The sequence below is a fragment of the Chitinophaga sp. genome (genome assembly GCF_036569185.1).
Taxonomy (GTDB): domain Bacteria; phylum Bacteroidota; class Bacteroidia; order Chitinophagales; family Chitinophagaceae; genus Chitinophaga.
The window spans coordinates 1-12,131 of the sequence record NZ_DATCRD010000417.1 but is presented as its reverse complement, the minus strand read 5'-3'; the positions used below and the strand labels follow the sequence as shown (position 1 = coordinate 12,131).

The 12,131-nt window shown below is 48.6% G+C and carries 10 protein-coding genes; 9 read left to right on the top strand and 1 reads right to left on the bottom strand.

All coding sequences use genetic code 11. The features are described from left to right. The 5 genes from VIM72_RS31310 to ilvA form a co-directional block, all read left to right on the top strand. Positions 1–1,092: dihydroxy-acid dehydratase (locus tag VIM72_RS31310; RefSeq protein WP_332006728.1), on the top strand; the 1,092-nt coding region annotated here is incomplete at its 5' end. After that, positions 1,058–2,806 (top strand): biosynthetic-type acetolactate synthase large subunit, encoded by a 1,749-nt coding sequence (gene ilvB, locus VIM72_RS31305; RefSeq protein ID WP_332006727.1) that lies wholly within the window; start codon positions 1,058–1,060, stop codon positions 2,804–2,806. The genes VIM72_RS31310 and ilvB, both read left to right, overlap by 35 nt. 48 nt (positions 2,807–2,854) lie before the next feature. Further along, entirely contained in the window at positions 2,855–3,391 is a 537-nt protein-coding gene (gene ilvN, locus VIM72_RS31300) for an acetolactate synthase small subunit (RefSeq protein WP_332006726.1), read from the top strand. Between the two features lie 126 nt (positions 3,392–3,517). Further along, positions 3,518–4,564 carry a ketol-acid reductoisomerase gene (gene ilvC / locus VIM72_RS31295; RefSeq protein ID WP_332006725.1) on the top strand — a complete coding sequence of 349 codons (1,047 nt, stop codon included), beginning with the start codon at positions 3,518–3,520 and terminating at the stop codon, positions 4,562–4,564. 160 nt (positions 4,565–4,724) lie between these two features. Next, positions 4,725–5,981 carry a threonine ammonia-lyase IlvA gene (gene ilvA / locus VIM72_RS31290; protein ID WP_332006724.1) on the top strand — a complete coding sequence of 419 codons (1,257 nt, stop codon included), beginning with the start codon at positions 4,725–4,727 and terminating at the stop codon, positions 5,979–5,981. Here the strand turns inward: ilvA and VIM72_RS31285 are convergent, their stop codons facing one another. Next, entirely contained in the window at positions 5,982–6,548 is a 567-nt protein-coding gene (locus VIM72_RS31285) for an OB-fold protein (RefSeq protein WP_332006723.1), read from the bottom strand. Positions 6,549–6,738: 190 nt separating this feature from the next. Between VIM72_RS31285 and VIM72_RS31280 the strand changes: the two genes are divergently transcribed. From VIM72_RS31280 to VIM72_RS31265, 4 genes are all read left to right on the top strand, one after another. Further along, on the top strand, positions 6,739–7,539 hold the full coding sequence (locus tag VIM72_RS31280) for a glucose 1-dehydrogenase (protein ID WP_332006722.1): 801 nt from the start codon (positions 6,739–6,741) through the stop codon (positions 7,537–7,539). A 9-nt stretch (positions 7,540–7,548) separates the two neighbouring features. Further along, positions 7,549–8,697: an FAD-dependent oxidoreductase gene (locus VIM72_RS31275; protein ID WP_332006721.1), complete on the top strand. Its 1,149-nt coding sequence runs from the start codon at positions 7,549–7,551 to the stop codon at positions 8,695–8,697. A 374-nt stretch (positions 8,698–9,071) separates the two neighbouring features. Next, positions 9,072–10,757: a sodium/sugar symporter gene (locus VIM72_RS31270; RefSeq protein ID WP_332006720.1), complete on the top strand. Its 1,686-nt coding sequence runs from the start codon at positions 9,072–9,074 to the stop codon at positions 10,755–10,757. A gap of 97 nt (positions 10,758–10,854) precedes the next feature. Continuing rightward, positions 10,855–12,131 (top strand): xylulokinase (locus VIM72_RS31265; protein ID WP_332006719.1); only part of this gene is annotated, 1,277 nt, incomplete at its 3' end.

The window sequence follows — 12,131 nt, the reverse complement described above, 5'->3', positions numbered from 1 at the left end:
GGTATGTACACGGCTAATACCATGTCTTCCGCTATCGAAGCACTGGGCATGAGCCTTCCGTACAGCTCATCCAACCCCGCATTGAGCCAGGACAAAAAAGATGAATGTATCGCTGCCGGTAAATACATCCGCCTGCTCCTTGAAAAAGATATCAAGCCCCGCGACATTATGACGAAAGAGGCGTTTGAAAACGCGCTCACCATCATCATGGCCCTGGGCGGCAGCACCAATGCCGTACTGCATTTCATTGCCATCGCAAAATCAGTGGGCATCAATATCAAACTGGATGATTTTCAGCGTATTAGCGACAAAACACCGCTGATTGCCGATCTGAAGCCAAGTGGCAAGTACCTGATGGAAGACCTCCACAACATTGGCGGCGTTCCCCTGGTAATGAAATACCTCCTCAAGAAAGGATTTATCCACGGTAACTGTATGACCGTTACCGGTAAAACAATAGCAGAGAACCTGGAAGAGGTGGCAGACATAGATTTCAGCACGCAGGATATCATTGTGCCGCTGGAAAAACCACTGAAACCAACCGCGCATATCCAGATCCTTTACGGAAACCTCGCTACAGAAGGCTCCGTAGCCAAGATCACCGGTAAGGAAGGCGAACGGTTCAAAGGCCCCGCCCGTGTATTCGACGGCGAATTTGAACTGATTGCAGGTATCACCTCCGGTAAAGTGAAAGAGGGAGATGTGGTCGTCATCCGCCAGGTAGGCCCGAAAGGCGCTCCCGGTATGCCGGAAATGCTGAAGCCTACCAGCGCCATCATGGGTGTGGGACTTGGCAAAAGTGTAGCCCTCATCACCGATGGCCGTTTCTCCGGTGGTACTCACGGATTTGTGGTAGGCCATATTACTCCGGAAGCTTTTGAAGGGGGAAATATTGCGCTCGTAAAAGACAACGATATCATCGAAATAGACGCAACGAAGAATTTCATCAATGTAGAGATCAGTGACGAAGAACTGGCCGCAAGAAGGGCCGCCTGGAAGCAACCTGCATTGAAAGTAACCAATGGAATCTTATTTAAGTACGCAAAACTTGTAAAAAATGCAACAGAAGGATGTGTTACCGATGAAGCCTGAGATAGCAGATAAGCAGTTAGCTGTAAAGCCTGTGATTACAGGTTCCGAAGCTGTGATCCGTTCCCTGATCGAAGAAGGAGTGGACACTATTTTCGGTTATCCGGGCGGGGCGATCATGCCTATTTATGATGCCCTCTATGATTTCCAGGATCAGGTTCATCACATTCTCGTCCGGCACGAACAGGGTGCCACGCATGCTGCACAGGGTTATGCGCGTAGTTCCGGTAAGGTGGGCGTAGCGTTTGCTACTTCCGGCCCTGGCGCCACCAACCTGGTTACAGGCCTGGCAGACGCTTTTATGGACAGCACTCCCATGGTATGCATCACCGGCCAGGTAGCCGCCGCCCTATTAGGCACCGATGCATTCCAGGAAACAGACGTGATCGGTATCACCATGCCTATCACCAAGTGGAATATACAGGTAACCCGCCCGGAAGATATTCCAGGCGCCATCGCCAAAGCATTTTACATTGCCCGCAGCGGCCGTCCCGGCCCTGTACTGGTGGATATCACCAAAAACGCACAGTTCGGGGAATTTGAATACGAGTACAAGAAATGTGAATATATCCGCAGCTACCGCCCGGTACCTGAATTAAACCAGGAAGCAGTAACAGCAGCGGCGGCGCTGATCAACGGCGCAAAGAAACCATTTATCCTCTGCGGACATGGCGTACTGTTATCAGGTGCGGAACAGGAACTGATCGCCCTGGCGGAAAAAGCGCAGATCCCCGTGGGATCTACTTTACTGGGCCTTTCTGCTGTACCGGTGGATCATCCGCTGTACGTAGGCATGCTGGGTATGCACGGTAACTATGGCCCCAATATGCTTACCGGTGAAGCAGACGTGGTGATTGCAGTAGGTATGCGTTTCGACGACCGTGTAACCGGCGACGTGGGCACTTATGTTCCCAACGCTAAAGTGATACACATCGAAATTGATGCCGCAGAGATCAACAAGATCGTTAAGGCTGATGTAGCCGTTCACGCAGATGCAAAGCCGGCCCTGGCAGCATTGATCAAACAGGTAAACCCTGCTGAACATGCCGCCTGGCTGGAAGAATTCCGCGCCGCAGATAAAAAAGAGTACGATAAAGTACAGCATGCAGAACTGTACCCGCAGGAAGGCGAACTGAAAATGGCGGAAGTGATCCGCCTGATCTCAGAGAAAACCAAAGGCGAAGCTGTACTGGTAACAGATGTTGGACAGCACCAGATGGTGGCTTCCCGCTACTATCGTTTCAAAAATCCCAATACCAATGTCACCTCCGGTGGAATGGGTACCATGGGCTTTTCGCTGCCGGCAGCTATGGGCGCCAAAACCGGTACGCCCGAAAAAGAAGTAGTGGCTATCATCGGTGATGGTTGCTTCCAGATGACGCTCCAGGAACTGGGCACTATACACCAGTCGCAGATCGGTGTGAAAATAGTGATCCTGAACAATAACTTCCTGGGAATGGTAAGACAATGGCAGCAACTGTTTTTCGACAAGCGCTATTCCTCCACTGAAATGGTCAATCCCGATTTCGTACAAATTGCCAAAGGATTTTATATCCCCGGTAAAAAAGTAACAGCAAGGGAAGATATATCTGCCGCTATTGATGAAATGCTGGCGCACAAAGGCGCTTATCTGCTGGAAGTAGTAGTGGAAAAAGAAGATAACGTATTCCCTATGGTGGCCGCAGGCGCCCCCATTACCAGCATCCGGCTGGAGTAGCAGCGCCCGCAGGATTCATATTGATCATTTGTAATTTACAACAGGTATATGCAAAAAGAATATACAGTAACGGTATATACGGAAGATCGTATAGGTATAACCAACCGTATCACCATCATATTTACCCGCAGGGGCATCAATATCACCAGCTTAACCACCGCTGAAACAGAAATACCCGGTGTGTATAAGTTTGTAATAACGGTGATGTCTACACGTGAGAAACTGGATAAGGTAGTAGGACAGATAGAAAGACTGATTGAAATTCACCGTGCTTTTGTACATGAAGAAGACGAGGTGGTATACCAGGAACTGGCGTTGTACAAGATTTCTACAAGGTCGTTACATACAGGGGATATCGAAAGACTGATACGTGAAAACAATGCGCGTATCCTCACGATCACTGCAGACTATTTTGTGATCGAGAAAACAGGGCACCAGCAGGAGCTGACAGACTTTATCAGGAAACTGGAGCCATATGGCCTGATCGAGTATACAAAGAGCGGCAGGGTAGCCATTGTGAAATGGAGTCGCCGTTTTCATGAGCATCTGAAAGAATTACATACACAGGAAGCTCCCGGCATTTAGCCGTTGCTCCCGGTAAATAACTGGCTGCCGGCCAGCGCTGGCAGCTGATCTTTTAATCATTATTCATTCAAATCACATCTCAGCTAATAGCTAACAGCTAGTAGCTAAAAGCTAAAAAAACAACACATGGCAACCATCAATTTTGGAGGGGTACTCGAACAAGTAGTAACCAGAGAAGAATTCCCTATGGAAAAAGCAAGGGAAGTGCTGAAGAACGAAGTGATTGCAGTTATTGGTTATGGCGTACAAGGTCCTGGCCAGGCACTGAACCTGAAAGACAATGGCTTTAATGTTATTGTAGGTCAACGTAAAAATTCCAAAACCTGGGATAAAGCAGTGGCTGATGGCTGGGTTCCCGGCGAAACTTTATTCGATATCGAAGAAGCTGCACAGAAAGGTACTATTATCCAGTTCCTGCTGTCTGATGCCGGACAGATCACCCTGTGGCCTACTTTAAAGCAACACCTGACTCCTGGTAAAGCACTGTACTTCTCTCACGGTTTCGGTATTACCTATAAAGAACAAACCGGTATCGTTCCTCCAGCTGATGTAGACGTAATCCTGGTTGCTCCGAAAGGTTCCGGTACTTCCCTGCGCCGCCTGTTCCTGGCTGGTCAGGGTCTGAACTCCAGCTTCGCTATCTTCCAGGATGCTACCGGCCGCGCTAAAGAACGCGTAGTAGCACTGGGTATCGGCGTTGGTTCCGGCTACCTGTTTGAAACAGATTTCAAAAAAGAAGTATACTCCGATCTGACCGGCGAACGCGGTTCTCTCATGGGTTGTATCCAGGGTATCTTCGCTGCTCAATACGAAACACTGCGCAAGAATGGTCACTCCCCTTCTGAAGCATTCAACGAAACAGTAGAAGAACTGACCCAGTCGCTGATGCCACTGGTAGCAGAAAACGGTATGGACTGGATGTATGCTAACTGCTCTACTACTGCTCAGCGTGGTGCGCTCGACTGGTGGAAGAAATTCAAAACAGCTACCCAGCCCGTATTTGATGAACTGTATGCCAGCGTTGCTGCAGGTAAAGAAGCTGCCCGTTCCATCGCTTCCAACAGTACTCCTGACTACCGCGAGAAACTGAACGAAGAACTGAAAGAACTCCGCGAAAGCGAAATGTGGCAGGCAGGTGCGGCAGTACGTAAGCTGCGCCCTAACAACGCGTAAATAGCTATATTATAAATTACAATGGCAAAGCATTTTCGAATTATTGAAATTATTGGCGCTCGTATTTAGTACGGAAGAATACTTCTTTCTTATACTGAATACAGGTTCCATGATTTCGATAATCCCGAAGATGCTTTGCCTTTTGTATTAATTACATTTTATGTCTGAAGTAATGAGTAGTGTCAATTCCCTGAATATCCTGGACGCGGCAGTGAAACTGAAACCGATTGTAACCCGCACCCCGCTGATGTATAGCGCCAATCTCTCCCGGCGTTATCATTGCGACGTATATCTGAAAAGAGAGGATATGCAGATTGTACGCTCATATAAATTACGCGGCGCCTATAACCTGATCAGCAGCCTGCCTGCTGAACTGCTGGCGAAAGGCGTTACCTGCGCCAGCGCCGGGAACCACGCCCAGGGCTTCGCCTATGCCTGTAAAGCCATGAACATCAAAGGTGTGGTGTTTATGCCCGTGATTACACCAAAGCAAAAAGTTAACCAGGTGAATATGTTTGGCGGTGATCATATAGAGATCCGTCTTGTAGGAGATACTTTCGACGATTGCTCCGCTGAAGCCCAGGCATTTACAAAAGCCAGCGGCATGACTTTTATTCCCCCATTCGACAATGCAAAAATAATTGAAGGGCAGGGCACGGTGGCCGTAGAGATCCTGGAAGACCAGTCCGCCATCGATTTTCTTTTTGTGCCTGTTGGGGGCGGCGGCCTCGCAGCCGGCCTGGGCACTTACTTTAAAACGTATAGTCCCGGTACCCGTATCATTGGCGTAGAGCCGGAAGGCGCCCCTTCCATGCTCCGTGCACTGGAAAACGGTGGCCCTGTTACCCTCGATGAAATAGAGCGCTTTGTAGATGGAGCAGCAGTGAAAAGAGTAGGCGCCCTCAATTATGAGATCTGTAAAGACGTGCTGGATAAAATGCACCTGGTGCCTGAAGGGAAAATATGCTCTACTATCCTGCGTTTATATAATGAAGATGCTATAGTAGTAGAGCCCGCAGGGGCGCTGTCTATCGCCGCCCTTGACGATTACGCGGAAGTCATCAAAGGAAAAAAAGTAGTGTGCGTTGTAAGCGGTAGTAACAACGACATCGACCGTATGCAGGAAATAAAAGAACGTTCACTCCTGTATGAAGGGCTGAAGCATTATTTTATTGTCCGTTTCGCACAGCGGCCGGGCGCGCTGAAAGAATTTGTGAACCACATACTTGGCCCTGATGATGATATCACCAGGTTCGAATATATCCAGAAACATAATAAGGAAATAGGACCCGCATTGGTGGGCGTGGAACTGAGACGCCGTGAGGATTACGATAAACTGATCGCCAATTGCAGGAAATATAATTTTCAGATCACAGAGCTGAATAAAGACGACAGTTTGTTCGGTTATCTGGTGTAATTAAAAACGGGAGGTTGTTTCTTTTCCTGGAATAGCTTCCTGTTTTACATTTTTGTCTGACGCTACCTCCGTAAGATCCAGCAATTCACATTCCTCGATTTTAAGATCCCAGATCTGCCCCCTGCAATAGCCCTTCAGCAACACCGGGCTGCCTTTTGCGATGTTAATATCTTCCCTGTTTCGCAGGTAACATTTAATGGCGTGAAACCTGTCTGTGCTTCTAAGCAGCATATAGGCGGTGCCCATTGGATTAATACCGGTGCCAATGTACATGCCCCTGATATACACAGTTTCATCCGTATACTTTCTACTGGCAGCCTGATCATTCGCCAGGTACAGCTTTTGCAGCTCCAATGCAGATATCGGGTAGCGTGCGCATTTTCCCACACTGGTATCTTCCGGTACGGAGGCCGGGTATATATTGGCAGCTACATCCGGTAAAATATCTTTATGCTGTTGTAGAAACGGGTATAGCAGTATGCCGGCAGTGGCTGTGAGAACCATGCTTATTATGATAACGTGCGGGCGCCGGTACCCGTGGCGGTGTTTTGAGGTAGTACTCGACATGACTTGGGGCTTTTAGGGATATGTTTATTAAAGATATCAACAAAACCCAATAGCCACCCCTGCTTAACAAGCGGATAACAAAACAACATAAGCCACCGGCGGAAAACAGCTCTTTTTACTGTTTTTTCAATAACTTATACAGCAATAGGCAGACAGCTGATTTTTATTTTTGATATAAAATAATAAGATCATGGAGCTTCACTTAAAAGGCAAAGTAGCCATTGTTACCGGTGGCAGTAAAGGGATCGGCAAAGGCATAGCCGCGGCTTTACTGCAGGAAGGCGTTACCGTAGTGATCACCGCCCGTAATGCGGATGAACTGGAAGATACCGCGGCCATGTTCCGCCTGCAGGGACTGAATGTGCTGGCGGTAGTAGCTGATATGACAAAGGAGGCCGACCTGCAGCGGCTGGTTACCACCACGGTGCAGCAGCTGGGCCACATTGATATCCTGGTGAACAACGCCGGCGGTATAGACGCTTTCGGCCCGCTGGATACCATCAGCATGCCGCAGTGGCGCCAGGTATTTGAAATTAATTTCTTTGGCCTGGTAGCGCTTACCCAACTGGTGATCCCTCATATGAAAAAGCAGGGCGGCGGCAGAATCATCAATATATCCTCCGAAAATGCGGAGCAGCCGGATCCTAATATGGGACATTACAATGCCACCAAAGCGGCGCTGAATAATTACTCCAAAACATTATCGCAGAATTATGGGAAAGACAATATCCTCGTGAACACCGTTTCCCCGGCATTTATTAAAACACCGTTGGTAGATGAAATGCTGGAAGGTATTTCCAAAGAAAAAAATATTTCAATTGCTGATGCAGCCAGGGCATTCCTTAAAGAGAACCGCCCCTACCAGGTATTGGGCCGCCCCGGTACCCCGGAGGAAACCGGCAGCCTGGTGGCATTCCTGGCTTCTGATCATGCATCCTTCATCACAGGTGCGGTATTCCGCGTAGATGGCGGATCTGTAGGCGCTGTATAAATAATAGTTATGTTAAGTTTCTGGGAGAAGGAAAGCCTGCTGCAATATGATTATATCATTATTGGCAGCGGCATCGTTGGTTTATCAGCTGCCATCAGCCTGAAAGATACAGCGCCCGGTAGCCGGGTGCTGGTATTGGAAAGGGATATCCTACCTACCGGCGCCAGTACCAAGAACGCGGGTTTCGCCTGTATCGGGAGTATTACCGAAATACTTACCGATCTGCAAACCATGCCCGCAGCAGCAGTGAGGGACCTGGTGGAACTGCGCCTGCGTGGCCTTCGACTGCTGCGGAGCCGTCTTGGCGATGCGGCTATTCACTACCGGGAAAACGGTAGTCATGAACTGATAGGTCCCCGCGAAGAATGGGCCCTGCACCAGCTCCCGGAAGTGAACCGGCTCCTGGGAGACCTTTTTGAAGGGAAACCGGCATTCACCCTGGCTAACGAACGCCTTCCGGTTTTCGGCTTTGCCCCCGGTTATGTGAAAGCGCTGATCAGTAATAATTTTGAAGGAGAGCTGCATACCGGCAAAATGATGCGCGCCCTCATTGATACCGCTATATTAAAAGGGGTGGAAATTAAAACCGGCTGCACTGTAAAGGCAATAGACGATTTTCATACAGGGGTAAACGTTATAGTGCCGCATCAAACCCTGCAGGAAGATCTGGCCTTCTCCGCCCGTAAAGTGCTCATCTGCACCAACGCGTTTACCCGCCGCCTGCTCCCGGAAGAGGAAGTAGTACCCGGCAGGGGACAGGTACTTATTACTGACCCGGTGAAAGGGCTTCCTTTTAAAGGGGTTTTCCACATGGAAGAAGGATATTACTATTTCAGGGAACTGGAAGGCAGGGTGTTGCTGGGTGGCGGCCGCCAGCTCGATTTTGCCGGGGAAACCTCTACTGATTTCCATTTCAACGACAACATCCAGCACCAGCTGGAGGAATTGCTGCGTAAGGTGATACTGCCTGGCCGGGAAGTAACCGTGGCCGACAGGTGGACCGGCATTATGGCCTTTGGCAAAACAAAGCAGCCTATCGTAAAAGTGCATACGAAAAATGTGATCATTGGCGTCCGTATGGGAGGGATGGGAGTAGCCATCGGTTCCATCATCGGGGATAACATCGCCCGCATGGCACTGGAATCCGGATCATTATAATGACCGATAAATGTTTTTTCCCCGCTTTAGCGGAAAAACTTGCTTCCCGATTTTCTGTGCTCTATATTTATTTTTTATTTCCACGCTATCAGGCATTCAGTTGACAACTCCCCCTTAAAGGAAAGGAAATCAATCTGGAAGGTATTTTATGCGTTCACGGGTACTTTTTGTGTAAGTAAAGGGTATCAATTGTTTCTTTTTATATAAATGCACTATGAAGAGTAAATTAAATGTATAGTTTTATGACCCGTAAAATGAGAGCCGCCCTCGTGGTTTTTTCCATTTCCCGTTAAAAAAAACAATTGTAAGCGTATTTTTTACATTTATTATGTATATTGATTCGCTAAATTTTTTATAACCACGTTTGAACGTTTATGCAAACAAAATCCTTACACATCTTTGATTACCTGGTATTCCTGGTATATTTCGTAATAGTGGCTGGTTATGGTTACTATATCTATCAGAAAAAGAAAAAGGCCACAACAGACTCCAAAGACTTTTTCCTGGCAGAGGGTTCCCTTACCTGGTGGGCTATTGGCGCCTCTCTTATTGCTTCCAATATTTCTGCGGAGCAGTTTATCGGTATGTCCGGCAACGGGTTTAATATCGGGTTGGCTATTTCTACCTATGAATGGATGGCCGCCGCCACCCTCATTGTAGTGGCCGTGTTTTTCCTGCCTATTTACCTGAAGAATAAGATCTATACCATGCCCCAGTTCCTGGAACGCAGGTATAATCAAACGGTAAGTACCATTATGGCGGTTTTCTGGCTGCTGTTATACGTGGTGGTAAATCTCACCTCAATTCTTTATCTCGGTGCACTGGCTGTGTCCACGATCTCCGGTATAAACTTCTACGTGTGTATGGTGGCGCTCGCGTTTTTCGCCATCCTTATTACGCTGGGAGGGATGAAGGTGATCGGTTACACGGATGTAATACAGGTGTTCTTCCTCATTCTCGGCGGCCTGGCAACTACTTACCTGGCGTTACAGCTGGTGTCTGAACATTTCGGGGAAAGAGGCGTATTAAAAGGCTTCTCCCTGATGACGCAGCATGCCAGCGATCATTTCCACATGATCCTTCATAAGGAAAACCCCAAGTACCTCGACCTGCCGGGCCTGAGCGTGCTGATTGGCGGTATGTGGATCGTAAACCTGAACTACTGGGGATGTAACCAATATATTACTCAACGCGCGCTGGGAGCGGATCTGAAAACGGCCCGCCAGGGACTGCTGTTCGCAGGCTTCCTGAAATTACTGATGCCGGTGATAGTGGTATTGCCGGGTATTGCGGCCTATGTGCTGTATTCCCAGAACCATGGCGATTTTGCCCAATCCATGATGAAAGGCGGTTCCCTCAATGCGGATAACGCTTATCCCGTGTTGCTCAATCTCCTGCCCATCGGCCTGAAAGGACTGGCATTTGCTGCTTTAACAGCTGCAGTAGTAGCTTCGCTGGCAGGTAAAGCCAACAGTATTTCTACCATTTATTCCCTGGATATTTATAAGAAGATATATAACAAAGATGCCGACGAAAAGAAGATCGTGGGCGTAGGCCGCGCAGTGGTAATTATTACCATGATCATTGCCATCGTGATCTCCAACTTCCTCGGAATCGATAAAAAAGGAGGCTTCCAGTTTATCCAGGAATATACTGGTTTTGTTTCTCCCGGTGTATTTGCCATGTTTGCCCTCGGGTTTTTCTGGAAACGGACTACTTCCAGTGCAGCTATGTTTGCAATGATCGGTGGCCTGCTCCTTTCCTTTGTCCTGAAGTTTATGCCGGCATGGGTAAACCTGGAGCCGCTGCACCAGATTGGCTTTGCAGCATTGAACCCCGACAGCGGGTTATGGGAAATAGCCTTTATTGATCGTATGGGATTTGTGTTTATAGTGTGCGTGGTGGGTATGATCATTATTACGCTGGCGGATAAACGCAGCGTTAACAACCCGAAAGGACTGGCTATCGACAGCAGCATGTTTAAGCCCAACCTGGGCTTTACAGTAGGCGCTTTGCTGATCGTGGGCATTCTCATCGCGTTGTATACTGTATTCTGGTAATCAGTTCATTTTTATAATTTTCGTATCCGGATATTTTAGGGCAGCTTTTTGTCTTAAAATATCCGGTACTTTTTCAGATCGCTAATTCTTTCACGTTATGTACTTTATAGGATACGATATTGGGTCATCATCTATCAAGGCGGCGCTGCTTAATGCCGATACCGGCGTTTGTGTGGCCAGCGCCACCTGCCCGGAAAAGGAAATGGCCATCGATGTACCACAGCCCGACTGGGCCGAGCAGGATCCGGAAAGCTGGTGGAAAGAAATCATCCGTGCCACGGAGATCCTTTTACAGCGCCACCCCGTTGATCCTGCACAGATCAAAGGAATAGGCATTGCTTACCAGATGCATGGACTGGTATGTGTGGATAAACAACAGCAGGTGCTGCGCCCCGCTATCATCTGGTGCGACAGTCGCGCTGTTAATACCGGCAACGCCGCTTTTAAAGCGCTTGGAGAGCAGTACTGTCTTGAGCACCTGCTCAATTCCCCTGGTAACTTCACCGCATCCAAGCTTAGCTGGGTGCGGGAAAATGAACCGCATATTTATGAGCGTATTCACAAAGTAATGCTGCCGGGCGATTTCATTGCTATGAAATTAACCGGTGAAGCCTGTACCACCATCTCCGGTTTATCAGAAGGCACTTTCTGGGACTTTGAAGAAAATGCGGTTTCAAAAGCATTATTAAAATATTACCAGGTAGATGAACAACTGTTGTCTGCCATCGTACCTACGTTCGGTATCCAGGGCCAGCTCACTGCGGCAGCAGCCGCCACCCTGAAACTGGCGCCCGGTACCCCGGTTACTTACCGCGCCGGCGACCAGCCCAACAATGCTTTCTCCCTCAATGTGCTGCAACCCGGAGAAGCCGCTACCACAGCAGGTACATCGGGTGTGGTATACGCGGTTCATGATAAAAACAGCTTCGACCGCCAGAGCAGGGTCAATACTTTTGTACATGTGAATAACGATCACGCCCATACGAGAAACGGCGTGCTCATGTGCCTGAATGGAACAGGTATCGCCAATAGCTGGCTCAAAAACCTGGTGGGCGATATCACTTACCCGGAAATGAATACCCTCGCGCAACAGGCGTCTGTGGGGGCCAAAGGCCTGCAGGTGTTTCCTTTTGGCAATGGCGCAGAGCGCATCCTGGAAAACAAAAGCCTGGGAGCTTCACTCCGTCACCTCGATTTTAACCGCCACAGCCGCGCTCATATTATGCGCGCCGTGCAGGAAGGAATTGTATTTGGCCTTAACTATGGTATGGATATCATGGCGGGAATGGATCTCAATATTCACCGGGTACGGGCCGGAAATGCCAATATGTTCCTCAGTCCTTTGTTCCGGGAAGCTTTTGCCAACACCGCCAA